This is a genomic window from Kitasatospora sp. NPDC098652, assembly GCF_044760155.1.
Lineage (GTDB): Bacteria > Actinomycetota > Actinomycetes > Streptomycetales > Streptomycetaceae > Kitasatospora.
Map to the genome: position 1 here is coordinate 18,517 of NZ_JBIWAQ010000022.1, position 23,613 is coordinate 42,129.

The 23,613-nt window shown below is 74.2% G+C and carries 23 protein-coding genes; 9 read left to right on the plus strand and 14 right to left on the minus strand.

Annotated features, from left to right (window positions below; genetic code table 11):
- Nucleotides 1-41: 41 nt before the first annotated feature.
- Both ACIQWA_RS33490 and ACIQWA_RS33495 read right to left on the minus strand, forming a co-directional pair.
- Nucleotides 42-1,367, minus strand: coding sequence for a dicarboxylate/amino acid:cation symporter (locus ACIQWA_RS33490; protein ID WP_360239183.1), 1,326 nt, complete (start codon nucleotides 1,365-1,367; stop codon nucleotides 42-44).
- Nucleotides 1,368-1,466: 99 nt separating this feature from the next.
- On the minus strand, nucleotides 1,467-1,619 hold the full coding sequence (locus tag ACIQWA_RS33495; RefSeq protein WP_402488989.1) for a hypothetical protein: 153 nt from the start codon (nucleotides 1,617-1,619) through the stop codon (nucleotides 1,467-1,469).
- Nucleotides 1,620-1,831: 212 nt separating this feature from the next.
- Between ACIQWA_RS33495 and ACIQWA_RS33500 the strand changes: the two genes are divergently transcribed.
- A complete protein-coding gene (locus tag ACIQWA_RS33500) occupies nucleotides 1,832-3,040 on the plus strand; it encodes an MFS transporter (RefSeq protein ID WP_402488992.1) in 1,209 nt (402 codons plus the stop codon).
- 77 nt (nucleotides 3,041-3,117) lie between these two features.
- On the opposite strand, the gene ACIQWA_RS33505 is transcribed toward ACIQWA_RS33500, so the two are convergent.
- The 5 genes from ACIQWA_RS33505 to ACIQWA_RS33525 all read right to left on the minus strand — a co-directional run bounded on the left by ACIQWA_RS33505 (nucleotide 3,118) and on the right by ACIQWA_RS33525 (nucleotide 6,964).
- Nucleotides 3,118-3,261: a hypothetical protein gene (locus ACIQWA_RS33505; protein ID WP_402488995.1), complete on the minus strand. Its 144-nt coding sequence runs from the start codon at nucleotides 3,259-3,261 to the stop codon at nucleotides 3,118-3,120.
- A gap of 88 nt (nucleotides 3,262-3,349) precedes the next feature.
- A complete protein-coding gene (locus ACIQWA_RS33510) occupies nucleotides 3,350-4,477 on the minus strand; it encodes a LacI family DNA-binding transcriptional regulator (RefSeq protein ID WP_402488998.1) in 1,128 nt (375 codons plus the stop codon).
- A 27-nt stretch (nucleotides 4,478-4,504) separates the two neighbouring features.
- Nucleotides 4,505-4,849, minus strand: a complete 345-nt coding sequence (locus ACIQWA_RS33515; RefSeq protein WP_360239198.1) for a DUF4229 domain-containing protein — start codon at nucleotides 4,847-4,849, stop codon at nucleotides 4,505-4,507.
- Nucleotides 4,846-5,478 (minus strand): GNAT family N-acetyltransferase, encoded by a 633-nt coding sequence (locus ACIQWA_RS33520; RefSeq protein WP_402489002.1) that lies wholly within the window; start codon nucleotides 5,476-5,478, stop codon nucleotides 4,846-4,848. The genes ACIQWA_RS33515 and ACIQWA_RS33520 overlap by 4 nt, the downstream gene beginning before the upstream one ends.
- A 121-nt stretch (nucleotides 5,479-5,599) precedes the next feature.
- Complete coding sequence (locus tag ACIQWA_RS33525) at nucleotides 5,600-6,964, minus strand: MFS transporter (protein ID WP_402489004.1); 1,365 nt, start codon at nucleotides 6,962-6,964, stop codon at nucleotides 5,600-5,602.
- A 120-nt stretch (nucleotides 6,965-7,084) separates the two neighbouring features.
- Here ACIQWA_RS33525 and ACIQWA_RS33530 point away from each other — a divergent pair, with 120 nt between their 5' ends.
- The gene (locus tag ACIQWA_RS33530; RefSeq protein WP_402489007.1) at nucleotides 7,085-8,056 is read left to right on the plus strand and encodes a GlxA family transcriptional regulator; all 972 of its coding nucleotides are present in this window, start codon (nucleotides 7,085-7,087) and stop codon (nucleotides 8,054-8,056) included.
- Between the two features lie 428 nt (nucleotides 8,057-8,484).
- Here ACIQWA_RS33530 and ACIQWA_RS33535 read toward each other — a convergent pair whose 3' ends face one another.
- Nucleotides 8,485-8,958 (minus strand): ATP-binding protein, encoded by a 474-nt coding sequence (locus ACIQWA_RS33535; RefSeq protein WP_360239207.1) that lies wholly within the window; start codon nucleotides 8,956-8,958, stop codon nucleotides 8,485-8,487.
- 561 nt (nucleotides 8,959-9,519) lie between these two features.
- Here ACIQWA_RS33535 and ACIQWA_RS33540 point away from each other — a divergent pair.
- Complete coding sequence (locus tag ACIQWA_RS33540) at nucleotides 9,520-10,101, plus strand: sigma-70 family RNA polymerase sigma factor (protein WP_402489011.1); 582 nt, start codon at nucleotides 9,520-9,522, stop codon at nucleotides 10,099-10,101.
- Nucleotides 10,102-10,138: 37 nt separating this feature from the next.
- Nucleotides 10,139-11,365: a zf-HC2 domain-containing protein gene (locus ACIQWA_RS33545; protein ID WP_402489013.1), complete on the plus strand. Its 1,227-nt coding sequence runs from the start codon at nucleotides 10,139-10,141 to the stop codon at nucleotides 11,363-11,365.
- A 77-nt stretch (nucleotides 11,366-11,442) separates the two neighbouring features.
- Here the strand turns inward: ACIQWA_RS33545 and purU are convergent, their stop codons facing one another.
- Entirely contained in the window at nucleotides 11,443-12,309 is an 867-nt protein-coding gene (purU, locus tag ACIQWA_RS33550; protein WP_360239216.1) for a formyltetrahydrofolate deformylase, read from the minus strand.
- A gap of 210 nt (nucleotides 12,310-12,519) precedes the next feature.
- A complete protein-coding gene (locus tag ACIQWA_RS33555) occupies nucleotides 12,520-12,954 on the minus strand; it encodes a hypothetical protein (protein WP_360239219.1) in 435 nt (144 codons plus the stop codon).
- A gap of 256 nt (nucleotides 12,955-13,210) precedes the next feature.
- Here ACIQWA_RS33555 and ACIQWA_RS33560 point away from each other — a divergent pair, with 256 nt between their 5' ends.
- A complete protein-coding gene (locus tag ACIQWA_RS33560) occupies nucleotides 13,211-14,512 on the plus strand; it encodes an ABC transporter substrate-binding protein (RefSeq protein ID WP_402489017.1) in 1,302 nt (433 codons plus the stop codon).
- Between the two features lie 76 nt (nucleotides 14,513-14,588).
- Here ACIQWA_RS33560 and ACIQWA_RS33565 read toward each other — a convergent pair whose 3' ends face one another.
- Together ACIQWA_RS33565 and ACIQWA_RS33570 are read right to left on the minus strand one after the other, a co-directional pair.
- Complete coding sequence (locus ACIQWA_RS33565; protein WP_402489020.1) at nucleotides 14,589-15,794, minus strand: hypothetical protein; 1,206 nt, start codon at nucleotides 15,792-15,794, stop codon at nucleotides 14,589-14,591.
- A gap of 163 nt (nucleotides 15,795-15,957) precedes the next feature.
- Nucleotides 15,958-17,334 carry a transcriptional regulator gene (locus ACIQWA_RS33570; protein ID WP_360239228.1) on the minus strand — a complete coding sequence of 459 codons (1,377 nt, stop codon included), beginning with the start codon at nucleotides 17,332-17,334 and terminating at the stop codon, nucleotides 15,958-15,960.
- 305 nt (nucleotides 17,335-17,639) lie between these two features.
- Here ACIQWA_RS33570 and ACIQWA_RS33575 point away from each other — a divergent pair, with 305 nt between their 5' ends.
- Nucleotides 17,640-18,344 (plus strand): bifunctional DNA primase/polymerase, encoded by a 705-nt coding sequence (locus ACIQWA_RS33575; protein ID WP_402489024.1) that lies wholly within the window; start codon nucleotides 17,640-17,642, stop codon nucleotides 18,342-18,344.
- A 459-nt stretch (nucleotides 18,345-18,803) separates the two neighbouring features.
- Here the strand turns inward: ACIQWA_RS33575 and ACIQWA_RS33580 are convergent, their stop codons facing one another.
- Nucleotides 18,804-19,502: a metal-dependent transcriptional regulator gene (locus tag ACIQWA_RS33580; RefSeq protein ID WP_360239234.1), complete on the minus strand. Its 699-nt coding sequence runs from the start codon at nucleotides 19,500-19,502 to the stop codon at nucleotides 18,804-18,806.
- A 221-nt stretch (nucleotides 19,503-19,723) separates the two neighbouring features.
- On the opposite strand from ACIQWA_RS33580, the gene ACIQWA_RS33585 reads away from it, so the two are divergent.
- The 3 genes from ACIQWA_RS33585 (at nucleotide 19,724) to ACIQWA_RS33595 (ending at nucleotide 22,554) form a co-directional block, all read left to right on the plus strand.
- The gene (locus ACIQWA_RS33585; RefSeq protein ID WP_360239237.1) at nucleotides 19,724-20,488 is read left to right on the plus strand and encodes an SIS domain-containing protein; all 765 of its coding nucleotides are present in this window, start codon (nucleotides 19,724-19,726) and stop codon (nucleotides 20,486-20,488) included.
- A gap of 289 nt (nucleotides 20,489-20,777) precedes the next feature.
- Nucleotides 20,778-21,677, plus strand: a complete 900-nt coding sequence (locus ACIQWA_RS33590) for a DUF4231 domain-containing protein (protein ID WP_402489026.1) — start codon at nucleotides 20,778-20,780, stop codon at nucleotides 21,675-21,677.
- A gap of 22 nt (nucleotides 21,678-21,699) precedes the next feature.
- A complete protein-coding gene (locus tag ACIQWA_RS33595; protein ID WP_402489232.1) occupies nucleotides 21,700-22,554 on the plus strand; it encodes an alpha/beta fold hydrolase in 855 nt (284 codons plus the stop codon).
- A gap of 86 nt (nucleotides 22,555-22,640) precedes the next feature.
- Here the strand turns inward: ACIQWA_RS33595 and ACIQWA_RS33600 are convergent, their stop codons facing one another.
- The gene (locus tag ACIQWA_RS33600) at nucleotides 22,641-23,603 is read right to left on the minus strand and encodes a 2-hydroxyacid dehydrogenase (RefSeq protein WP_402489029.1); all 963 of its coding nucleotides are present in this window, start codon (nucleotides 23,601-23,603) and stop codon (nucleotides 22,641-22,643) included.
- Nucleotides 23,604-23,613 lie beyond the last annotated feature (10 nt).

Below are 23,613 nucleotides of genomic sequence, written 5' to 3' on the forward strand. Positions count from 1 at the left end.
ATCAGGCAGCGCGCCAAGCCGTCAGGCGCCGTACCGAACCGTCAGGCGGCGACCGGAACCGCGACCTTCGGCGCGTCCTCCTCGTACAGGTCCCCGGAGGGGTTGTTGTACGCGGCCACGTCCAGGATCCGCTCCCGGGCCGCGACCACGACCGGCACGACCACCTGACCGGCGACGTTGGTGGCGGTCCGCATCATGTCCAGGATCGGGTCGATGGCCAGCAGCAGGCCGACGCCCTCCAGCGGCAGGCCCAGGGTGGACAGGGTCAGCGTCAGCATGACGATCGCACCGGTGAGGCCCGCGGTGGCGGCCGAGCCGACGACCGAGACGAAGGCGATCAGGAGGTAGTCCCTGATGCCCAGATCGATGTTGTAGACCTGGGCGACGAAGATCGCGGCGACGGCCGGGTAGATCGAGGCGCAGCCGTCCATCTTGGTGGTGGCGCCGAACGGCACGGAGAACGAGGCGTACTCGCTCGGGACGCCGAGGCGCTCGGTGACGCGGCGGGTGACCGGCAGGGTGCCGACCGAGGAGCGCGAGACGAAGGCCAGCTGGATGGCGGGCCAGGCGCCCTTGAAGAAGTGCAGCGGGTTGAGGCCCGCGGCGAAGCGCAGCACCAGCGAGTAGACGACGAACAGCACCAGGGCGCAGCCGACGTAGATGTCGAGGGTCAGCGTGGCGAAGGGCTTGAGCAGGTCCCAGCCGTACTTGGCGACGGACTTGCCGATCAGGCCGAGGGTGCCGAGCGGGGAGAGCCGGATGACCCACCACAGCGCGGTCTGGGTCAGCTCCAGCACGGTCTCGCTGAGCTTGAGGACCGGCTCGGCCTTGGTGCCGAGCTTGATGATCGCGGCGCCGACCACGACCGCCATGAAGACGATCTGCAGCACGTTCACCTTGACGAAGGCGTCGACGATGTTGGTCGGGAAGATCCCGGTCAGGAAGTCGATCCAGGTGCCCTTGGAGTCGAGCGCCTTGAGGCCGTCGGTCTTGAGGTTGGTGCCCTGGCCGGGGTTGGTCAGCAGGCCCAGGCCGAGGCCGATGCCGACCGCGATCAGCGAGGTGATCATGAACCAGAGCAGCGTGCGGGTGGCCAGGCGGGCCGCGTTGGTGACGTTGCGGAGGTTGGCGACGCTCACCACGATCGCGGTGAAGACCAGCGGCGGCACGGCCAGCTTGAGCAGCTGGACGAAGATCTTGCCGATCGTCTCCAGCGTGGTGGCCAGCCAGGAGATGTCGGCGGCGCGGGCCAGGTAGCCGAGGCCGACGCCGAGCACGAGGCCGGCGACGATCTGCACCCAGAACGGCGTCTTGCGGATGCGGGTGAGCAGGGACGGCGACGAGGTCGCCTCGGGCGCTGTGGACATGGGGGTGCGACTCCGGGGGAGGGCGTTGCTGGCGGTGGGGTGCGGGGCGGAGGAGGCGGCACGGCTCGGGGCCGGACGGGGAGAGGTCACGAACCCCGGTCAGGGGCGTGCCGCCGCGATACAGCTCATGGCTGCGCAGCTCATGGCGCGACAACGGCGCAGGCTGTCCACAGCACCGTTCAGCGCACCCGGGCGGGCGGCGCCGGGCAGCGGGCCCGGGCCGTGCATCCGCAGTGCGTCTGAGGTGGTCACGGCCGATACGTTAGCAGCAAAGGTTTGAGATGTTCAAAGTACTTGTTTGAGATCGAGCCACGGTCACCCTTCACCCAGCGGTGAGATCCGGACACGAACGAAGCTGACGCCCCATCAGCCCCACCCTCCGGTCGGATTGACCGAACGGCAGTTATACGTATAACTTTGACGACGTCCCCGCCCTCCCCTGCCCTGACCGGAGAAGACCACCGATGGGCTACCTCGCCCTGCTCCGCGCCCCGCACGTCTCCCGACTCCTGCTCGGCACCCTGCTCGGCCGCCTGCCCGCCGGTATGACCGCCCTGGTGATCGCCCTCGCCCTGCGCGAGGCCGGCGTCCCGTACGGCCGGATCGGACTGGCCACCTCCGTGTACGCGCTCGCCGCCGCCGTCGGCGGGCCGGTGCTCGGCCGGATCGTCGACCGCACCGGCCAGCCGCGCGTCCTGCTCGCCTCCGCCGTGGTGGCCGGCGGCGGGTACGCGCTGCTCGCCCTCGCCCCCGGCTCCCCGCTCGCCGCGCCGCTCGGCGCCGCCGTCGCCGGCCTGGCGATGCCGCCGCTGGAGCCCTGCCTGCGCTCGCTCTGGCCGGACGTGGTCGAGGAGGAGCAGCTCGACACCGCGTACGCCTTCGACTCCGCCTCCCAGCAGATCCTCTACGTGGCCGGGCCGCTGGCCGTGGCCGGGATCGCCGGCCTGTTCAGCCCGGTCGCCGCGCTCTGGGTGGCCGCCGGACTCGGCCTGGCCGGCGCACTGGTGGTCGCCACCACCGCACCCGCCCGGGCCTGGCGCGCCCCCGCCCGCGCGCACTCCGCCGGACTGCTCGGCCCGCTGCGCTCCCCCGGCCTGGTACTGCTGCTGGTCGGACTCGCCGGGGCCGGCTGGGCCGTCGGCGCGCAGAACGTGCTGTTCATCGCCTACGCCGAGCAGCACGCCGGCGGCCTGCCCGGCGGCGGGGGCACCCTGCTGGCACTGGCCGCGCTCGGCGGTCTGCTCGGCGCGCTCGCCTACGGCATGGTCAGCTGGCGGCAGAGCACCGCGACCCGCACCTGGCTGATGGCCCTCGCCATGGCCGCCTCCTACCTGCCGCTGGTCACCCTGCCCGGCCCGTACCCGATGGCCGCGCTGGCCTTCCTCTCCGGCGTCATGCTGGCCCCGCTGCTGGCGGCCGCCTTCGTCCTGGTCGCCGAACTGGCCCCGACCGGGACGGTCACCGAGGCCTTCGCCTGGCTGGTGACCCTGTTCGCCACCGGCAACTCGCTCGGCTACGCGGTCTCCGGCCACCTCGCCGAGGGATCGCTGCGCCCGGTCGCGGTGTGCGCGGCCGGCGGGATCGCCCTGGGCGGCCTGGTGCTGTTCGGCGCCCGGCGCTGGTTCCGCGGCGCGCCGCTCGCGCCGCTCGCCGAGCCCGTCCCGGTGGGCTGACCCCCGCCCCACAGACGACTGCGCCCGCCGGGGTCTGGCCGGCGGGCGCAGTCATTTCCTCCGTTCACCTGCGGCGATCAGCTGTGGCGGCCCCGACGGCCCCAGGCGATCACCGGGAACAGCGCCCCGCTGCCGAGCGCACCGCTGCCGAGCGCACCGCTGCTGAGCGCACCGGCCGCGGGCAGCACCGGGAGCAGCGCGTTGCCGCCGGTGCCGGGCATCGGCGAGACGGGCGGCGGCGCAGCGGTGGGACGGGCGGCGGCTCGGGCGGCGGGACGGGCGGCGGCGCGGGCCGTCGCCGAACGTCCGTCAGCCCCGGGCCGAGGCCGGGGCCGGGGCCGGGGCCGTCGAGGAGCGCAGCACCAGCGAGGTGGCCAGCGGCGCGACCGGTTCCACCCGCTCGCCGGCCAGCAGTCCGGCGAGCGCGGCTGCCCCCGCCCGGCCCAGCTCCTCGCCGGGCAGGTCCACGGTGGTCAGCGGCGGGGCGAGCAGCCCGGAGACGGCGACGTTGTCCATGCCGACCACCGACAGGTCGTCCGGCACCCGCAGCCCCCGCTCGGCGGCGGCCTGGTAGACCCCGGAGGCGACCACGTCGTCGTCGCAGATCACCGCGCGCGGACGGTCCGTCCGCTCCAGCAGCTCCCCCGCCACGCTCCGCGCGGCCGCGTGGCCGTCGTTCAGGCTCACGCCCAACTCCACCACGTCCAGGCCGAGTTCGCGGACCGCCTGCTCGAAGGCGGCCTGTCGGACCCGGAAGGTGTACGCGGCATGGGTGGACCGCAGGTGCCCGATCCGGCGGTGCCCCAGGGCGGCCAGGTGCTCGACGGCCGCCCGCATCCCGCCGGCCACGTCCAGCTCGACGGTCGGGCGCGCCCGGTCGGTGCCGGGGTCGGCGTCCAGGAAGACCGCAGGGGTGTCCGGCGGCAGCTCGCCGAGCTGGCTGTCGTCCGGGGAGCAGATCAGCAGGCCGTCGAAGCGGCCCGCGGTGGCGGCCTCGGCCAGGGTCGCGCTGCCCCAGCCGGAGCTGACCACGACGGCCAGACCGTGCCGGCCGGCCTCGTGGTGGACGCCCTCCAGCACCCGGCCGAAGAACGGGCCCTGGAGGTTGGGCACGGCCAGCATGATCATCCCGCTGCGGCCCAGCCGCAGCTGCCGGCCGGCGGCCTGCGGGCGGTAGCCGAGGCTGCGGGCGGCCTCGCGGACCCGCGCCCGGGTCGCCTCGGAGACCCGGCGCCCGGCCTCGGCACCGGAGAAGACCAGCGACACGGTGGCCTGGGAGACCCCGGCCAGCCTGGCCACGTCCCGCCCGGTGGGCCTGCGCACCGGCGCCGGCCACGTCCCGGCGGCACGCCCGGTGTCAGTGTCGGTGTCGGTGTCGGTGCCGGTTTCAGCGCCGGTCTCGGCACTCGGGTGCGGGTCGGCGGGTACCGCGGGCACGTTCGGCACGGCGGGCTGCGCCCCGGGTCAGCTCTGCCGGGAGGCCGCCGCGCGGACGGCGTCGTCCACGGCGTCCTCCTCGGCGTTCTGCGCGGCGATCCGGTCGGCGGTGCGGCTGCGCATCCCGGCGACCTTGGTGGTGATCTGCGAGGACATCTCGTCGCGCTGCTTGCTCAGCAGCACGTAGCTGAGCGGCGCGGAGGCGATCGCGGCCAGCAGGAACAGGAAGACCATCCCGGCCTCGCCGCTCACCGGGATGACCTGGAAGTGCCCGAGCAGCAGGGCCACCAGCAGGCAGCCGAGGAAGATGCTGGCTCGCATGGAGGTGTAGCGGAGCGTGGCGTGCGACTTCTGCGGGCCGTTGCTGCTCACTGGGACACATCCTTCTGGTTCGAGCCGGGGCGGGTCTCCCAGTCAAGCATGCCTGACACCGGGCGCGGGCCAGGGGGCCGACGTCCCTCCTCGGCGGCCGGTCGGCGCAGGTCCAGCCACATGGTGATGTCGTCGCGGTCGTCCCCGGGGGCGACCCGGATCGCGGCCGGCACCCGGCCGACCTCCCGGTAGCCGCAGCGGGCGTAGAAGCGCTCCAGCCCCAGGCCGCCGCGCGCGGTGAGCCGCAGCGACTCCAGGCCCCAGGCGCGGGCCACCCGCTCGGCCTCGGCGAGCAGCGCGGCGCCGTGGCCGAGGCCCTGGAAGTCGGGGTGCACCATGACCCGCTTGAGCATCCGCCAGTGCTCCATCGGTTCGAAGCGCATCGAGGCGAAGAACAGCACCCCGACCAGTCGGCCGGTCGCGCTCTCGCGTGCGACCAGGAGGCGGTCGGGGCCGTCCGGGGCGAGCCCGGCGAACTGGCGGTCGGCAGTGTCCCAGACCTCGTCCTCGGTGACCGGGGCCACGAAGCCGACCGCGCCACCGGCGTTGGTCACGTCCGTCCACAGCCGGACCACGGCGGTGCGCAGGTCGGGGTCGGGCTTCGGGTCGAGGGTGAAGGTGAGCGCCATGGATGCGGAGCCTAGTCCTCCGTTCCGACGGCCTGGCCGGCCGTACCAGCGGTACCGGATGTACCGGAGGTGCCGGATGTGCCAGACGTACGTACGTCCGTCCCGGGCGAACCCGCTCCGCTCAGGACAGGGCGGGCACCGCCCGGTCACCCCGCCGCCCGGTGCGCAGTGCCAGGCAGAGGCCGACCGCGACCGCGCACAGCGCGCCGGCGCCGTACCAGGTGAGGTCGTAGTTCCCGAGCGCGTCGCGGGCCAGCCCGGCCAGCCCGGCGACGACGGCCGCGCCGATCTGGTGGGCGGCGAGCACCCAGCCGAAGACGATCGGGGCGTCGTCGCCGAACTGCCGGCGGCAGAGCGCGACGGTCGGCGGCACGGTGGCCACCCAGTCCAGGCCGTAGAAGACGACGAAGGCGAGGATCGGCGGGTGCAGCGAGCCGGCCAGCAGCTGCGGCAGCAGGAGCAGGGAGACGCCGCGCAGCCCGTAGTAGACGGTGAGCAGCAGACGGGAGTCGACCCGGTCGGTGAGCCAGCCGCTGAACACGGTGCCGACCACGTCGAACACGCCGATCAGGGCGAGCAGGCTCGCGGCGGTGGTGACGGGCATGCCGTGGTCGTGCGCGGCCGGGATGAAGTGGGTGCCGACCAGGCCGGCGGTGGTGGCGCCGCAGATCGCGAAGGAGCCGGCCAGCAGCCAGAACGGCCGGGTGCGGGCGGCGTCGCGCAGCACCCGCAGCGTGCGAGCCAGGGCGCGGCCGTCCCGGGCCGGCTCGGGCGGGGCCTCGGTGGCGCCGTACGGGAGCAGGCCGAGGTCGGCGGGGCGCTCGCGCATCAGCAGCAGGACGGGCACGGCGACGGCGCTGGCGGCGAGCGAGACCACGACCACGGCCGAGCGCCAGCCGTGCTGCTCGACCAGCCAGGCGCCGACCGGCAGGAAGACGAGGTTCCCGGCTGCCCCGGCGGCGGTGAGCACCCCGGTGACCAGGCCCTGGCGGGCCTGGAACCAGCGGCCGGTGATGGTGGTGGCGAAGGCGCCGGCCATCGAGCCGCTGCCGAGGCCGACCAGCACGCCCCAGCAGAGGATCAGCTGCCAGGGCTGGCGCATCAGCATGGTGAGGCCGGCGCCGACCGAGATGGTGAGCAGCGCGCACACCACCACCAGACGCACGCCGAAACGGTCCATCAGGGCGGCGGCGAAGGGGGCGGTGAGGCCGTAGAGGGTGAGGTTGACGGAGGTGGCGCTGGCGATCGTCCCGAGCGACCAGCCGAACTCGTTGTGCAGGGCGTCCATCATCAGGCTCGGCGTGGAGCGGAACCCGGCCGAGCCGAGCAGGACCAGCAGGGCGACCCCGGCCACCACCCAGGCGTAGTGCACCCGGGCACGCCTGGCGGGGGCGGGCCGCTCGGAGGCGATCGGAGCGGAGGCGATCGGGGCGGAGGCGGTCGGATCGGGGACGGGGGTGGGGGTGAGGGCGCTGCGTTCGGTCACGCGAACGAGTGTTCCGGGCGGCCGGGGCCCCGACGAGTGGCCTGAATGACAGCTTTCGCAAGATTCGGGCCACGACCGGGCGTACGCTGGCCCGGACCCACCGACACCCGAGGGGAGCCCATGGCACACCTGGTCGCGGTACTCGCCCTGGACGGCGTGATCGCCTTCGAACTCGGCATCCCCGCCCGCATCTTCGGCAGCGCCAAGGGCCCGGCCGGGCAACCCCTCTACGAGGTGGCCACCTGCACCCTGGACGGCCGACCGGTCGCCACCAGCGCCGACTTCGGGGTCATGGTCGACCACGGGCCCGAACTGCTGGCGCGGGCCGACACGGTGGTGATCCCGGCCTCCGCCGACTCCGCCCCGGCCGTCGCCGACGCCTGCTTCACCCCGGAGCTGGCCGCCGCGCTGGCCCGGATCCGGCCCGGCACCCGGCTGGTGTCGATCTGCACCGGCTCCTTCATCCTGGCCGCTGCCGGCCTGCTGGACGGCCGCCCGGCCACCACCCACTGGCGCTACACCGAGCGCTTCGCCCGGCTGTTCCCCCAGGTGCTGCTCGACCCCGACGTGCTCTACACCGACGACGGCGACGTCCTCACCTCCGGCGGGGTGGCCGCCGGGGTGGACCTCTGCCTGCACGTGGTGCGCCGCGACCACGGCAGCGCGGTGGCCAACGCGGTGGCCCGCAACTGCCTGGTGCCGCCCTGGCGCGACGGCGGCCAGAAGCAGTACGTCGAGGCCCCGAGCCCGGTGGAGACCGGGGGCGCCGGCACCGCCGCCGTGCGCGCCTGGGCGCTGGAACACCTGGACGGGCCGCTGCCGTTGAACCGGCTCGCCGAACGGGCGGGCATGAGCGTACGGACCTTCACCCGGCGCTTCCGCGAGGAGACCGGCGCCAGCCCGGGCCAGTGGATCACCACCCAGCGCACCGAGCGGGCACGGCAGTTGCTGGAACGCACCGACCTGTCGATCGACCAGGTCGCCCGGGAGTCCGGCTTCGGCACCGCCGCCTCACTGCGGTTGCAGCTGCGCGGCCGGCTGGACGTGGCCCCGAGCGCCTACCGGCGCACCTTCCGGACCGCCCCGCTCTGAGCAACAGCAGCACTACGGCGGGCGGGTAGGGCCGGGACAGGGGGAACAGGGCGACCGACGCCCGGAAGAAGCCGGACGCGTGGCCGGAATTCGATCGTCCGGAGCGGCACCACGGACGACGGCCGGCCACCTGCGCACCGAGCGCAGCGTGCCGGGCCGCCGTCCGATCACGGCACGCGGGCCCTGAACCCGCGCCGGGCCCTCCGCACTCGCCGAGGATCCGTCCGCGACCGGCAGTCCACGATCCCCCCTGCTGACGCGATCCCCCTGGACAGCAGCACCGTGACGGCGGACGGACGTTCCCTCGGCGTCCCCTCGCAACGGGAGCCGCACCCAAGCGTGATCAGTCGGATACGTCACGTCAATGGGTAGTCGGAAATTCGGAATGGTTGCGTCAGCTTTCGGCCGGTGATCGTCGCGGGAGGCCGCTACTGCGCCAGCGCCGCCCAGTCCACGCCCGCCATCGGATCGACCGGCCGCGCCCCGGCGCCAATCTCGCACCAGACCCGCTTGCCCGAACCGTCCGGGTACCAGCCCCAGCGGTCGCAGAGCAGCTCGACCAGCTCCAGTCCGCGGCCGTTGGTGGCGTCCTCGTCCGCCCCGGCGTGCCGGGGGGCCGGGGCAGCCTGGCTCGCGTCGGCCACCTCCACCCGCAGCGGGCCGGGCGGAGCGTCCTGCGCCGGGCCCTCGGCCACCGGCAGGCAGAGTCTCAGCACGGCCGGACAGCCGGTGTGCACCACGGCGTTGGTCACCAGTTCCGAGACCACCAGCACCACCGTCTCGGACATCGGCGCGTCCGGGTCCACCCCGTGGTTCAGCAGCCGCGAGCGCACCCACCGCCGGGCCCGGCCGACCTCGGCGGGGTCCGCCTGCACCGCAAGCTGTACCTGAAGAACCTGCACCGCTCCACCACCTGCACTCGCAGTTCGGCCAACGTCCCGATCGGGCCGGATCAGCCGGCCGGCGGGGCCCTCGCACTTCGCCCGGTGCCACCCGGGGCCCACCCGGGCGCTCGCCGACCCGTCCGCCCGCCCGCGCCACTCGCCCGCGTCAACTCGTCAGTCGCACAACGGCCGCGACACGAATACGCCTCAGGATGGGTGGGCGGACGGACCGCAGCAAGCGCTTCGGGCATATTCCGGCGATCGGGGGACAGGGCAGTGCATACTGTCCCGTTCACTCTCGCGAGCCTCGCACCGGCACTCGTCCGGCCCGGGCCGACGCCGGTCCCGCGGGGCCTGTTCGGACCCGCCCTGGGCGGGAACCTACCGCCGGACACTCCCGCCGCCCCGCCCGCCACTCGCGAACCACCCGTGCGACATATGTCCAGCGGTTCTCGAACAGCGGCAGCGGCGGCGAACCACGAGGCCGGGTTCCGTTCTTGCCCGAATCCCTCCCGCCGCGGACCGGCCAGGGGATACCGTTGGGTAACGCCAGCGAACCGGGCAGGAGGGTGGTTCTCGATGGCCGCCCCGGACCGGATCCCGCGCTGGGACGAGCAGTTGCAGCGACGCCTCGCCCGCGGCGAGGAGACCGCGCTCGGCGAACTGTACGACCGGCTCGCCCCGATGGTGCACGGCCTGGCCGGCCGGATACTCGCCGACCAGGCGGCCGCCGCCCAGCTCACCAGGGAGGTCTTCGCCCACGCCTGGGAGCACCCCGAGGACTTCGACCCCGACCGGGGCTCGCTGCGCTCCTGGCTGGGCGCGCTCACCCACCGCCGCGCGGTCGAACGGCTGCGGGCGCGGCGCGGCTCCGAACTGGCGCCGGAGCACGGCGGGGCGGCCGAGCAGGAGATCCGGGCCGTCGCCACCGCCGCGCGCATGCAGTACGTGGTCGACTCCCTGCCCCAACCCCTGCGTGAGACCATCGCGGTGACGTACTACGACGGCCGCACCTACCAGGAGACGGCCCGACTGCTCGGCATCAGCGAGCAGGCCGCCAAGCAGCGGATGCGGCTCGGGCTGGAGCTGCTGGCCACCGAACTGGCCGACGAACGCGCCCGCCAGGAGCACGGGGACGGGAACGGGAACGAGGGCAGGTGAAGGTGAGCGTGCGAACCGTCGAGAGGTGCGCGGGCGGATGAGCGAGGAGCGGCACGACGCCCTGCGCTCGCTGCTCGGCGCCTGGTCCCTGGGTGCCTGCCCGCCGCGCGAGGCCGCCGAGTTGGAGCAGCACCTGCCGGCCTGCCCGGAGTGCGCCGACGAGGCGGACCGACTGCGCGAGGCGGCCGGCTGGCTGTCCCTGGACGAGCCGCTGGACCAGCCCGGTTCGCTGCGCCAGCAGGTGCTGGACTGGTGCCTGGCCCGCCGCCCGGCCGAACTGCCCGTCCCCGCCTGGGGGATGCCGTACACCGCGGAGACCGCCAAGCTGGACGCCCTGCTGCGCGACCTCGGCCCGGAGGAGTGGCAGGAGGTGGCCGAACTGCCGTGGCACGGCGGCAGCGAACTGCTGCGCCCCGCCGAGGTGCTGGGCCGGCTGACCGCGGCGGACGGCTTCCTGGCACTCGCCCTCGGCCTGCCCGACCCGGTGCCGGCCGCCGCCGGGCCCGGGCCGGTGCCGGCCGCGGAGCGGCGGGTGCCGCCGCAGGAGGCGGCCGTCCCGGTGCCGCGGGTGCCCCCGCAGGGCGGCCGGTACACGGCGGACGCGGCGCGGACCGCCCGGCTGCTCGCCGACCAGGCCGGTCTGCCACCCCGGTCGGTGCGCGCCCGGTGGCGGCAGCAGACCCACGACCTGGTGCGCAGCGCCGCGCTGGCCCCGCAGGGCAGCACCCCGGTCGACCTCGGTTTCGCGGTGCTGCCGCTGCGCGACGCCTTCGTGGAGCGCGCCCTGGAGTGCTTCGTGCACGGCGAGGACGTGGCCCGCGCGGTGGCCTACCCGTACGCTCCGCCGGCGCCGCAGCACCTGCGGCAGATGGTGGAGCTGGTGGTCCGGCTGCTGCCGCGGGCGCTGGCGGGGCTGCGCGCGGCGCAGCCCGCGTCCGCCGGGGCGCCGTCCGGGGACGGTCGGACCGATCGGCGGGTGCGGCTGGTGGTGGACGGTCCGGCGGCCGGCGAGTGGCTGGTGCCGCTGGACGGCGGACCGAGCAGGCCGAGCGGACCGGCCGGCCAGGCCGGACCGGCCTGGCCGAGCGGGCCGAGCGGGCCCGCCGCCGGGGAGCCGGTGGCCTCGATGGTGCTGGACGGCCTGGAGCTGTGCCAGTTGGCGGCCGCGCACCGGGACCCGGACCGGCTGCCGGTGGGCGAGCACGGCGACCGGGCCGCGGTGCGCCAGGTGCTGCACGCGCTGCCGCTGCTGGCGCGGCCGTAACGCTCCTGCAGCGCCTGCGCACGGACGACCGTCGCCTACCCGCGGACGACAGTTGCTGGCCCGCGGCCGACCGTCGCTTACGCGAAGACGACCGTCCTGGTCCCGTCCAGCAGCACCCGGTGCTCGCTGTGCCACTTGACCGCGCGGGCCAGCGCCTGGCACTCGACGTCCCGGCCGAGCGCGACCAGCTGGTCCGGGCTGACGTCGTGGGTGACCCGGGCCACCTCCTGCTCGATGATCGGGCCCTCGTCGAGGTCGGCGGTGACGTAGTGCGCGGTCGCACCGATCAGCTTCACGCCGCGGGCGTGCGCCTGGTGGTACGGCTTGGCGCCCTTGAAGCTCGGCAGGAAGGAGTGGTGGATGTTGATCACGCGGCCGGACAGCTCGGTGCACAGCTGGTCGGAGAGCACCTGCATGTAGCGGGCCAGCACGACCAGTTCGACGTTCTCCTTCTCGACCAGGTCCAGCAGCTGCCGCTCCGCCTCGGCCTTGGTGTCCCGGGTGACCGGGATGTGGTGGAAGGGGATGCCGTAGCTCTCGGTGAGGTCCTGGAGGTCGGTGTGGTTGGAGACCACCGCGGCGATCTCCACCGGCAGGGCGCCGATCCGGGTGCGGTAGAGCAGGTCGTTCAGGCAGTGCCCGAACTTGCTGACCATGAGGACGATCCGCATCCGCTGCTCGGTCGGGTGGATCTGCCAGTCCATCCCGAAGGACGCGCCGATCGCGGCGAAGCTGGCCCGCAGCTTGTCGGCGGTGACCGGTTCGGGGGCGGAGAAGTGCACCCGCATGAAGAACAGTCCGGTGTCCCCGTCCCCGAACTGCTGGCTGTCGATGATGTTGCAGCCGGTCATGAAGAGGTAGCTGGAGACAGCGTGGACGATGCCCTGCTTGTCGGGGCAGGACAGCGTGAGGACGTACTGGGCGCTGGCCGGCTGCTGTTCCACTGCGGGTATCCCGTTCTGAGGTCGTACGAATGCGTGACGCGCGTGCGTGAATGGTCCAGCGTGTCACATCCTGGACAGTCGCCGCCCCGCTGCCCGTACTGCGGGACGGCGCCGACCGGCGGTACGCCTCGGGCCCCGGCTCGGGCCCCGGGTAGGGCCACGCCTCGGGCCCCGGGTAGGGCCCCGCCTCGGACCTGGGTCGGCCCCGCCTCAGACCTGGGTCAGGATCCGCAGCACGTCGAGGGACTTGGGCGCCGCGTCCGGGTCGTCCCCGTCCCCGGCGGCGAGGGCGACGTGCGCCTCGCGGGCGGCCCGGACGGTCTCCGGCCAGCCGGGGTGGCCGAGGTAGGCGGAGGCCGGGGCGTCGGCGCCGACCTCGTGCAGCATCTGGACCGCGCGCAGCACCGCGACGTCGACCAGCGCGGCCTCGGCGGAGTCGCGGAAGATGGTGCCCACGTACTTCTCGGCGGACCAGCGGTCCAGCCAGGTGTCCTCGACCAACCGGTAGACGGCGTCGGTCACGTCCCCGTAGCCTTCCCGGCCGGTGAGCCAGGCCTCGTGCTGGAAACCGGGGTCGGACAGCATGTGCAGCGCCGAGCGGAGTCGGGCTCGCCAGCGCCACCAGGGCAGGTCGTTGAGCGGCATGCCGCCCATCGTGCTGGAGCGGTGGCCCGGACGAGAAGGGTTTCGGGCGGACCGGTGCGAAGAATCTGTGCTGGCGGACATGGTGAACGATCGTACGTTCCCCGTCTGTTCGTGCTCCACTCGCGATCTACACGCGTACCGACCCGGATTTCGGTGTCCGTTGGCCGGGCGTTCACATTTCGTCCCTCTCGGCTTGCGGCTCCGGGGCTTGGCTGTCCCCCGGTGCGCCGGATGGCGCCCCAGAGAGGGAAGACCGATGACCAGCCGAAGGGACTCGTCCCGGGCCCGTCCCACGATCAGCGGACGCCGCCCGCGCCGTCCGATCGCCGCCGCGGTGACCGCCGCGGTGCTGTTCCCCACCCTCTTCTCGGCCTCCGCGTGCGGCGGACCGGCCGGGGCCTCCACGGCCGCCGACGAGCTGACCGTGATGACCTGGGCCCCGTCCGGCACCGGCTCCGCGGACCGTCCCGGCATGACCGCGCTCGCCGAGTCGATCGGCCGGGACGTCAACGTCAAGGGCGGTCTGAGCGGTCACCGGCTGCACGTGATCACCTGCAACGAGCACAACACCGCCGACGGCGCCAAGGCCTGCGCCCAGCAGGCGGTGGACGCCAAGGCGGTGGCCGTGCTCGGCTCCTACAGCCAGTGGGGCGACGCCTTCATGCCGGTGCTGGAGCGGGCCGGCATCCCGCTGATCGGCGGCTACGGCCTGTCCCAGCCGGAGTTCTCCAGCCCGCTGTCCTACCCGGTGGACGGCGGCATGCCCGCGCTGATCGCCGGCAGCGGCCGCCAGTTGGTCGACGCCGGCTGCAAGGCCGTCTCGCTGATCCGCCCGGACACCCCGGCCGGTGACAACCTGCTCGGCTACCTGGGCAACGCGCTCAAGCCGGCCGGTATCAAGCTGCTGGACGTCAAGGCGCCCGAGCAGTCCTCCGACTACAGCCAGGTGGTCCGCAAGGCGATCGGCAGGGACGACCCGGGTAACTGCGTCACCAGCGCCCTGACCTCCGAGCCGACGGGCAACCTGCTGGACGCCTACCGGCGGCAGAACGTGCGGAACACCCGGATCGCCTCGGTGATCGGCAGCGTCCAGCAGTCGGTGGTCGACTCCACCGGCGGTGACTCCGGCCCGCTGGCCGGCGCGTTCGTCACCAGCTGGTACCCGCCGGAGTCGGCCAAGACCTGGGACGGGCTGCGCGCGGTGGTCCGCTCCCAAGCCACCGACGGGCACGCCGTCGACGTCTCCGACCCGGGCGTGCAGACCACCTGGGTCGCCTACGAGGTGTTCCGGGTGGTGGTGGAGAAGCTCACCGCGGCCGGCAAGCCGGTCGAGGCGAAGTCCGTCGACGCCCTGCTGGACAGCGGCGAGGGCATCGACGTCGGCCTCACCCCGCCGCTGAACTGGGGCACCACCAACATGCTGCCCAGCACCGAGTCGCCCCGGCTGGTCAACACCTGGGTCACCTACCAGGTGGTCAGGAACGGTCGGATGACCTTGCAGCAGCCGGGCTTCGTGGACGTCCGCTGGGTCCTCACCGGGGCCCGCTCCCCGTCCTGATCCACCCCGCCCCGCACCACACACGGACGGGCGGGCGGGCCCTGCGCGGGCCCGCCCTCCGGCGTTCCGGGGTCCGCTACAGGTCGCCGTCGCCGCGGCTGGGCAGGCCGGCCTGAGTGGCGATCGTGTTCCACAGGGTCGAGGCCTGCTTCTTCGCGGTGGTCGCCGTGCCGCTGGCCTGCACGGCGTTCTTGTAGTGCTGGTTGCCGGTGTCCGGCTTCTTCGGGTCGCAGGAGGACTGGGCGTCGCCCGCCCAGGCCGCGTACTCGTCGTCGGCCTGGGCCGAGGCCGTCCAGGCGGCGTTCAGCTGCTCGACCAACTGCTGGCCGCCGGGCAGCTTGTCGGTCTTCAACTGGCTGAGCTTGGTCTGCAGCTCGCGCCGCTTGCCGGCCGCGGCGGCCAGCGCCTGCTGCGAGTCGGGGAGCTTGTCGCACTTCTGCACCGAGGCGACCGCCGAGACCACCGCGCTGCGGCTGTCGCTCGCGGTGCCCAGCAGGTCGGACAGCGGCTGGGCCTGCGCCTTGACCTCCGGGTCGACGGCGGCGCCGGAGCCGCTCGCGCTCGCCGCACCGGTGGCGGTGCCGCCGGTGGCCGCGACCGGGGCGGTCTTCTGGCCGCCCTTGGTGGTGTCGTCGCCACCGCTCATCAGCACGGCGACCAGCACACCGGCCGCCGCGAAGCCCGCGACCACGCCGCCGATGACCAGCTTGTTGGAGGACCGGCCGCCGCGGCCGCCGCGCCCCGCCTGGGTGGCGTCCTGGTCCGGCCGGTAGCCGTCGGACCCGTAGCCGTCCGGCCCGTAGCCGTCCTGGGCGTACCCGTCCTGGGCGTAGCCCTGCGCCGGGTAGCCCGGCTGGTGCGACTGCTGCTGCTGGTGCGGCTGCGGTTGCTGCTGCGCGGCCTGCGGGTAGCCCTGGTAGCCGGGCGCGGCCTGCGGCGCGACGCCGTAGCCGGGCTGCGGCGCCGGGTAGCCGCCCTGCGGGTCGCCGGCCGGGTACGGCGGCAGGTGCTGGGTCTCGGGGGCCGGCTGGGTCTGCGGCGGGGCGCCGTAACCGGCCTGCGGCGGGGCGCCCCAGGCGGGCTGCTGGGGGGGCATCGCCTGGGTGGGCGGCGCCTGCGCGCCCTCGCCCAGGTACTCGGGCTGCCCGGACGGCCGGCCCACCGGCGGCACGGCCGTGGGGCCCTGCTGCTGGCCCGGCTGGCCCTGGGGCTGGCCGGGCTCGGGGCGGAACAGGTCGTCCAGGTTGAAGTCACCCGAGTTGTACGAGCGGCGCTGACTCAACGCGATTCCTCACCTGTGCAGGACCGCGCACTGGCGGCGGACCACATCTCGTCGGTTCTTGGGAGCATCACAGTTCCTTGGACGTCGCGCCCACGCTACCGGTTCGCCCCATCGGGTGACCACGCGGGCGGGACTTCCCACACGCTCCCTGCACGGACGACGGTCAGGCCGCCTCCGCGTCCGCCCTGGCGTGGAACTCGCGCACCACCCGCTGCTCCCGGTAGGGCTCCAGCCGGCGCCGGAACTCGTCCAGGTACTCCACGCCCCGGTTGGAGCGCAGCCCGCTGAGCAGCCGCACCGCCTGGGTGCCCGTCTCGCAGGCGCGTTCCAGGTCGCGCTGCTGGAGCTGGGCGGTGGCGAGCAGCACGAGGTCCACCGCGCGGCGGCGGACCCGGGTCGGCGGGTGCAGGTCGAGCGCCCGGCGGGCGTAGTGCTCGGCCGGCCCGGCCTGTTCGAGGTCCCGGTGGCAGTGGGCGAGTTCGTCGGCGAGGTAGGCGTCGTCGAAGTGGGCGATCCAGTCCGGGTCGTCCTCGGGGCGGCGCTTCTCCATCATCTCCAGCGCCTTGGCCGACACCGCCTCGCAGGAGCGGGCGTCGCCGAGCAGGGCGTGGCCGCGGGCCTCGGCGGCGTAGAACATCGCCATCGCCGTCGGGGTGGCCACCGTACGGGCGCCCTCCTGGGCGGCGCGGGCGAGCTGGGCGATCTCCCGCGGGTTGCCGAGGGTGGCCGCCAGGTGGCTCATCGAGGCGGCCAGCACGTAGCCGCCGTAGCCGCGGTCGTCGGCGGCCTGGGCGAGCCGCAGGGCCTGGATGTAGTAGCGCTGGGCGAGTCCGGGCTGCCCGGTGTCCACCGCCATGTAGCCGGCCAGTTCGGTCAACCGGGCCACCGCGGCGAAGAGTTGGCGGCCGGTCTCCTCCCGGTAGGCGCCGCCGAGCAGGCCGGAGACCACCGAGTTGAGGTAGTGCACGACCACCGGGCGCACATGGCCGCTGCCGAAGCGGTGGTCCAGGTCGACCAGCATCGCGGTGGTCGCCTTGATCGCGGCCACGTCCGTGGGGCCGACCCGAGGGCCGCCGGTGCGGGCCACCACCGGGTCGGGCGGGGTGATCAGCCAGTCCCGGCTGGGCTCCACCAGCGCGGAGGCGGCGACCGTCGCCCCGGTGAGGAAGTCCCGCCGGCCGACGTCACTGCGCCACAGCTCGCACACCTGCTCCAGGGCCGCGTTCAGGGTCGGCGCGAACTGCAGCCCGATGCCGGAGCTGAGGTTCTTGCCGTCGGCCATGCCGATCTCCTCGACCGACACGCTGCGGCCGAGCTTGCGCCCGAGCGCCTCGGCGATCACGGCCGGCGCCTGACCGCGCGGCTGCTGCCCGCGCAGCCAGCGGGCGACGGAGGTCTTGTCGTAGCGCAGGTCCAGTCCGTGCTCCGCGCCGCACAGGTTGACCCTGCGGGCCAGGCCGGCGTTGGAGCAACTGGCCTCCTGGATCAGTTGCTGCAGGCGCTCGTTGGGCTGTCGTGCGACGAGTGGTCTCGCGGCCATTGGGCTTCGCCTCCCCACACCCTCCGGTCCCGGCCGGCGGGCGACGATGTGCTGATCTGTTGCCGACTGTCCGACCGTCCAAGGAATCTGACACCAGGTTAGCGATCAGCAACGCCAGCGGGATACCCACGGTGACGAACCGCACCCCCCACGCGCCCTGGGGAATGCTTCCGTGCGCCCCCGCTGCGCCTGCCTCCGCCCGCCCCAACTCGCTTGAGTCACCGGTTCGGGTGACATTGCCGGGATGCGGCCGACCGGGGCCCCTCGGGCCGTAACCAGCCTCACGCACGGTAGTTGAGCAGCCCGTGGAAGACATCCCCGACGCCCCCGGCCAGGACAAGAACGCCGGCCTGCCCCCGCTGCTGATCGAAGCCGTCAGCTACGCCGAGAACCGCCACTGGGAGGTGGCCCCGGGCGCCTGGCTGATCGACGGCGACGGACCCTCCCACTGCTCCTGCGGCGACCAGCGCTGCCCCCAGCCGGGCGCCCACCCGCTGGACGCGGACTGGGCCCGCAAGGCGAGCGCCGGGCCGGGTGCGGTGCGGCGCTGGTGGACCGAACGGCCCAAGGCCTCGATCCTGCTGCCCACCGGCCGGTCCTTCGACGTCCTGGACGTGCCGGAGACCGCCGGGTGCCTGGCGCTGGCCCGGATGGAGCGGATGGACCTCCAGCTCGGCCCGGTCGTGGTGCTGCCCAGCTCGCCCGGCCGGCTCGGGCGGCGGCTGCACTTCCTGGTGCTGCCCGGGGTCGCGGCCAAGCTGCCGGAGATGCTCCGCAAGCTCGGCTGGCCGCCCGGGCGGCTGGACCTGGTCGCCCGCGGCGAGGGGGACTGGACGGTCGCCCCGCCCTCACGGATCGGCTCCACCGGCTACGCCCAGTGGGCCCGCTCCCCCTCCGAGTCCAACCGCTGGCTGCCGGACGCCGCCGAGTTGATCAGCCCGCTCGCCTACGCCTGCGGCCGCGAGGCGCCCGCCCAGCAGCTCCCGGCCGCCCAGCCGGCCGGCGTCTGAACGGCCGAAAGCCTGCCGCCCTGCGCCGATCGGGTGAGGGCGTGCACCGCGCGACACAACGCGCGCGAGTGACGGGCCTTGCCTCCCACCGGAGGCGGGGCCCGTCACACGCATGTGCGGATAAGGCCTCGGTCTACCCGCTGGTCAACCGGGAAAGCCCCTCGTACGAGTGACAGCGCTCAAGGATTGCCATGATCGGCCGAGGGGAGGAATTGCGGTGTGTGGGGTCGCCGGAAGGGTCGCTCGGACGGGGAAGCCGGGCGAGGCGGTGGAGGGGCGGGAGGGAACGGGAGGGGCGGGAGGGGCCGGAGGGGACAGGGAGGGAGCCGGGGAGGGACGGGAAGGGCCCGCTGCACGGGGAGCAGCGGGCCCCGACCGTCACCGGAGCTCCCAGGCCGTCACGCGGAGCCTCCGGACCGCCGTACGGAGCGGGGTGACCGGGCCCGGTCGGGCGCGAGGTCAGGCCTGGGCGACGAAGACGTGCTGGGCGATGTCCTTGCCCAGCTCCGCCGCGTTGTCCCCGGTGCCGACCAGCACGCCGCCGGCGCCGGTGCCGACGGTCACCTTGATCGTGGAGCCCGGCCGGACGCCGGCCCGGCGCAGGGTGCTCATCAGCTCGCTGTCGGTCTGGATCGGCTCGCCGATCCGGCGGACCACCACGTCCGCCCCGGCCTCGCCCGGCTTGACGGCGTCCAGCGGGACGAGCGCGGCGTCGAAGCCCTCGCCCTCGGCCTTGGTGTCGCCCAGCTCGTCCAGCCCCGGGATCGGGTTGCCGTACGGGGACTGGGTCGGGTGGCCGAGCATGGCGAGCACCTTGCGCTCGACCGTCTCGCTCATCACGTGCTCCCAGCGGCAGGCCTCCTCGTGCACCTGCTCCCACTCCAGGCCGATCACGTCGACCAGCAGGCACTCGGCGATGCGGTGCTTGCGCATGACGCGCACCGCGAGCCGGCGGCCCTCCTCGGTCAGTTCGAGGTGGCGGTCCCCGGCGACCTGGAGCAGCCCGTCGCGCTCCATCCGGCCGACCGTCTGGCTGACCGTGGGGCCGCTCTGCTCCAGGCGCTCCGCGATCCGGGCCCGCATCGGGACGATGCCCTCTTCCTCCAGTTCCAGGATGGTGCGAAGGTACATCTCAGTGGTGTCGATCAGCCCAGACATCGCCGCTGGCTCCGTTCTTCGGTGTCCTCACCGCCAATTCTGACGTACCGCACCGACAACCGGGCCCGCCCCGGGGTTTCCGGGACTGCTTTTCGTTCCTGTTGACAGCGGTGCCGCCGGGGCGCGACCGTGCTCGCCGTAGCTTTCTCCACTGGCGGTCCGGGCCATCCAGGCCGCCCCACCCGGCCGGCGCCCCCACCGGCAGAGAGCGAAGGCAACCGATGAACGACCTGGTCGGCCGGTACTTCGACGCCGCGATCGCCCACCTGAACCGGGTCCGCGCGGAGGAGTCCGACACCATCGAGGCGGCGGCCGCCCTGCTGGCCGAGGCGATCACCGAGGGCCGCCGGGTGTTCACCTTCGGCGCCGGGCACTCCTCGCTGCCGGCCCAGGACGTCGTCTACCGGGCCGGCGGGCTGGTCCCGATGAACCTGCTGAACGTGCCCGGGATGGCCGGGGTGACGATGATGCCCGCACCGCTGGCCAGCGCGCTGGAGCGGGTGTCCGGGCTGGCCACCTCGACCCTGGACCTGACTCCGGCGACCAGCGGGGACCTGCTGTTCCTGATCTCGCTCTCCGGCCGCCAGGTGATGCCGGTCGAGCTGGCCCGGTACGCCCGGGACCGCGGCCTCAAGGTGATCGGGGTGACCTCGCTGGCCTACCCCGACGAGGTGCCCTCGGCGCACCCCTCCGGCACGTACCTCAAGGACCACTGCGACGTGGTGCTGGACAGCAAGGTCGCGGTGGGCGACGGCGAGCTGACCCACCCGGGCGCCGAGACCTCCTTCGGCCCGGTCTCCACCATCGTCACCAGCGCGCTGATGCAGGCCGTGGTGGCCTCCGCGGTCGGCCGGCTGGCCGACCGGGCGGCCGCCGGGGACGCCGCCGCGCCGCCGCTGTTCCGCTCCGGCAACGTCCCGGGGGGCACCGAGTGGAACGCCAAGCAGATGGCCGACAACGCCGAGCGCATCCTCTACACCTACTGACGACCACACCCACCGACGACCACACCCACCGACGACCGCAGCTACTGGCGGCCACAGCTACCGGCGGCCACAGCCACTGGCGACCACACCTACCGGCGACGCCTTGCTGACGGCCCGCGACCGTCCGACCACGGGGCGTACCGGACAATCCACCGGGCCTTCCCGGCCATTGCGCGGCACCCCGGCCACGGCCAGGCGTACCGGCGACCCGCCCGGGGCAGGAGAGCGGAGGGACCGGAGCGACGGGTGGGGGCCGAGCATGGCGTCTGGTGCGGGACGGACCGGGTGGGTGCGCGAGCGGGAGCTGCTGCCCGAGTTCTTCTGGGCCGCCGACGCGGCCTCGCTGCGCGGCCAGCGCCGTTCGGTGCTGCTCTGCGCCTGGGAGCTGCTCCTGCTGCTGGTCGCGGCCGCGACCGGCTCGGCCGACGGCGAGCCCTGGGCCTGGCCGGCCGCCGCGGCCTACCTGGGCGCGATGGCACTGGCCGTGGTGATCGGCCGGCAGAACCCGCAGGGCCTCTGGTACCAGGGCCGGGCGGCCGCCGAGTCGGTGAAGACGCTGGCCTGGAAGTTCGCCGTCCGGGCGGACGCCTACCAGCCGCCGCCGCACAGCCTGCCGGACGCCGAGGGCCTGTACCGCTTCCAACTCGCCCGGGTGCTGGCCGCGTTCCGGGACGGCCCGGTGGCGGTGCCGGCGACCGGGGTGGACATCACCCCGGCCATGCGCGACCTGCGCGGGCAGCCGCTGGCGGTGCGCCGCGAGGTGTACCTGAACGAGCGGATCCGGGTGCAGCACGACTGGTACCGCGACAAGGCCCGCTACTGCGCCCGCGCCGGCTACTGGACCGGCGTGCTGGGGGTGCTGCTGCCGGCGCTGGGCCTGGCGCTGGCGGTGCTGCGGGCGCTCGGCGCCTTCACCTACGACGCGTTGGGCACGGTGTCGGCGGTGGCCGCCTCGGTCACCGCCTGGGCGCAGCTGCGCCAGTACCGCCCGCTGGCCGCCGCGTACGGGCTGGCCGCCGAGGAGCTGGAGCTGATCCGCCTGCAACTCGCCCGGCTGGACCTGGAGTCGATGGACGCCGAGGAGATCTGGGCCCGGCTGGCCCGGGACGCCGAGGACGCGGTGTCCCGCGAGCACACCACCTGGCAGGCCCGCCGGGAGGTGCGCACCACCACCGACCGGGAGCACTGAGGAGGAACGCGTGGCGTTACGGATGGTCAAAGCGGCGGACGGTCGCGCCCTCGCCGTGGAGTCCCTCGGCGACCCGCGCGGCCGTCCGGTGTTCCTGCTGCACGGCATGCCGGGCAGCCGGGTCGGACCGCATCCGCGCAGCACCGTGCTGTACCGGCTGGGGGTGCGGCTGATCTCCTACGACCGGCCGGGCTACGGCGACTCGACCCGGCTGTTCGGCCGCCGGGTGTCGCACGCGGCGGCCGATGTGCGCACCATCGCCGACGAGTTGGGGCTGGGCGACTTCGCGGTGCTGGGGCGCTCCGGCGGCGGCCCGCACGCGCTGGCCTGCGCGGCGATGCTGCCGGGGCGGGTCAGCCGGGTGGCGGTGCTGGTGGGGCTGGCGCCGCGGAACGCCACCGGCCTGGACTGGTACGCGGGGATGACCCCGTCCAACGTCCGGGCCTACCGGGAGGCGGAGCGCGGGCACGGGCGGATCGCCGACGCGATGGAGTTCCGCTCCCGGCAGATCAAGGACGACCCGGTCCGGCTGCTGAACGGGCTGCGCACCGAACTCTCCCCCGCCGACCGGGAGGTGGTGGCGGACAGCGGGCTGCGGCGGATGCTGCAGAGCAACTACCGGGAGGCGTTCCGGCACGGCGCGGACGGCTGGATCGACGACGTACTGGCCTTCACCGCCGACTGGGGCTTCGACGTCGGGTCGATCGGGGTGCCGACCTGGCTCTGGCACGGCGCGGACGACCAGTTCTCGCCGGTGGACCACTCGCGCTGGCTGGCCGACCACATCCCGGGCGCCGAGCTCTTCCTGGAGCCCGGCGCGGCGCACTTCGGGGCGTTCCGGGTGATGACCACGGCGCTGGCCTGGGCGGCCGGGTAGCGTCGCCGAACGAACCGGTAGCGGCTCCGAACGAGCGGGGTAGCGGCTCCGTACGAACCGGATAGCGGCTCCGGACGCCCGGCCGGTCAGGCCTTGACCGGGGTCAGCGGTTCGGAACCGCCCAGCACCGCAAGGATGTTGTCCACCGCCAGGCCGCCCATCGCCTGCCGGGTCCGCACGGTGGCGCTGCCGAGGTGCGGGACCAGCACCGCGCGCTCCTGGGCGAGCAGCGCGGACGGGACGTCCGGCTCGTGCTCGAAGTTGTCCACGGCGGCGGCGAACAGCGCGCCGGACTCCAGGGCGGCGGCCAGCGCCTCCTCGTCGACCACGCCGGCGGTCATGCTGACCACCACCGCCCCGGGCGGCAGCAGGGCCAGCCGGCGGGCGTCCAGCAGGTGCCGGGTCTCCTCGGTGCACGGGCAGGTGACGACCAGCACGGTGGAGGTGGCGAGCAGTTCCCCCAACGGCTTCCACTCGGCGCCGTGGGCCTGCTCGGGCGGCAGGGCGCGGCGGTTGTGGTAGCTGACCGGCATGTCGAAGGCGGCGGCCCGGCGGGCCACCGACTGCCCGATCCGGCCCATCCCGAGCACGCCGAGCGGGGTGCCGGCCAGTTCCAGGCCGAGCAGGAAGTTCGGGCTCCAGGTCCAGGGCGTGCCGGAGCGCAGCAGCCGCTCGCCCTCGCCGAGCCGGCGGACGGCGGCCAGCAGCAGCGCCCAGGCGGTCTCGGCGGTGGCGTTGGTGAGCACACCGGGGGTGTTGGTGACGATCACGCCGCGTTCGGCGCAGGCCGCCAGGTCGATGTTGTGGTAGCCGACGGCGTGGTTGGCGACGATCTCCAGCTGGGGGCCGGCGGCGTCCAGGAACTCGGCGTCCACCCGGTTGTTGAGGGTGGTGAGCACGGCCCGGCGGCCGCGGACGGCGGCGAGCAGTTCGGCCCGGTCCAGCTCCTCGTCGGTCTCGCGCACGGTGACGGCGTACCGGTCGGTGAGCCGTTCCAGGACGCCGGGCGCCGGGTGCCGGGTGACCAGGACGGGGGGCAGGGTACTCATGGCTCGGCAG

Excerpts from the sequence above, each read along its gene's own strand:
- ACIQWA_RS33490 (WP_360239183.1), bottom strand. The coding sequence starts at position 1,367 with ATGTCCACAGCGCCCGAGGCGACCTCGTCGCCGTCCCTGCTCACCCGC.
- ACIQWA_RS33500 (WP_402488992.1), top strand. The coding sequence starts at position 1,832 with ATGGGCTACCTCGCCCTGCTCCGCGCCCCGCACGTCTCCCGACTCCTG.
- ACIQWA_RS33505 (WP_402488995.1), bottom strand. The coding sequence starts at position 3,261 with ATGCCCGGCACCGGCGGCAACGCGCTGCTCCCGGTGCTGCCCGCGGCC.
- ACIQWA_RS33520 (WP_402489002.1), bottom strand. The coding sequence starts at position 5,478 with ATGGCGCTCACCTTCACCCTCGACCCGAAGCCCGACCCCGACCTGCGC.
- ACIQWA_RS33530 (WP_402489007.1), top strand. The coding sequence starts at position 7,085 with ATGGCACACCTGGTCGCGGTACTCGCCCTGGACGGCGTGATCGCCTTC.
- ACIQWA_RS33540 (WP_402489011.1), top strand. The coding sequence starts at position 9,520 with ATGGCCGCCCCGGACCGGATCCCGCGCTGGGACGAGCAGTTGCAGCGA.
- ACIQWA_RS33545 (WP_402489013.1), top strand. The coding sequence starts at position 10,139 with ATGAGCGAGGAGCGGCACGACGCCCTGCGCTCGCTGCTCGGCGCCTGG.
- ACIQWA_RS33555 (WP_360239219.1), bottom strand. The coding sequence starts at position 12,954 with ATGCCGCTCAACGACCTGCCCTGGTGGCGCTGGCGAGCCCGACTCCGC.
- ACIQWA_RS33560 (WP_402489017.1), top strand. The coding sequence starts at position 13,211 with ATGACCAGCCGAAGGGACTCGTCCCGGGCCCGTCCCACGATCAGCGGA.
- ACIQWA_RS33570 (WP_360239228.1), bottom strand. The coding sequence starts at position 17,334 with ATGGCCGCGAGACCACTCGTCGCACGACAGCCCAACGAGCGCCTGCAG.
- ACIQWA_RS33580 (WP_360239234.1), bottom strand. The coding sequence starts at position 19,502 with ATGTCTGGGCTGATCGACACCACTGAGATGTACCTTCGCACCATCCTG.
- ACIQWA_RS33585 (WP_360239237.1), top strand. The coding sequence starts at position 19,724 with ATGAACGACCTGGTCGGCCGGTACTTCGACGCCGCGATCGCCCACCTG.
- ACIQWA_RS33595 (WP_402489232.1), top strand. The coding sequence starts at position 21,700 with ATGGTCAAAGCGGCGGACGGTCGCGCCCTCGCCGTGGAGTCCCTCGGC.
- ACIQWA_RS33600 (WP_402489029.1), bottom strand. The coding sequence starts at position 23,603 with ATGAGTACCCTGCCCCCCGTCCTGGTCACCCGGCACCCGGCGCCCGGC.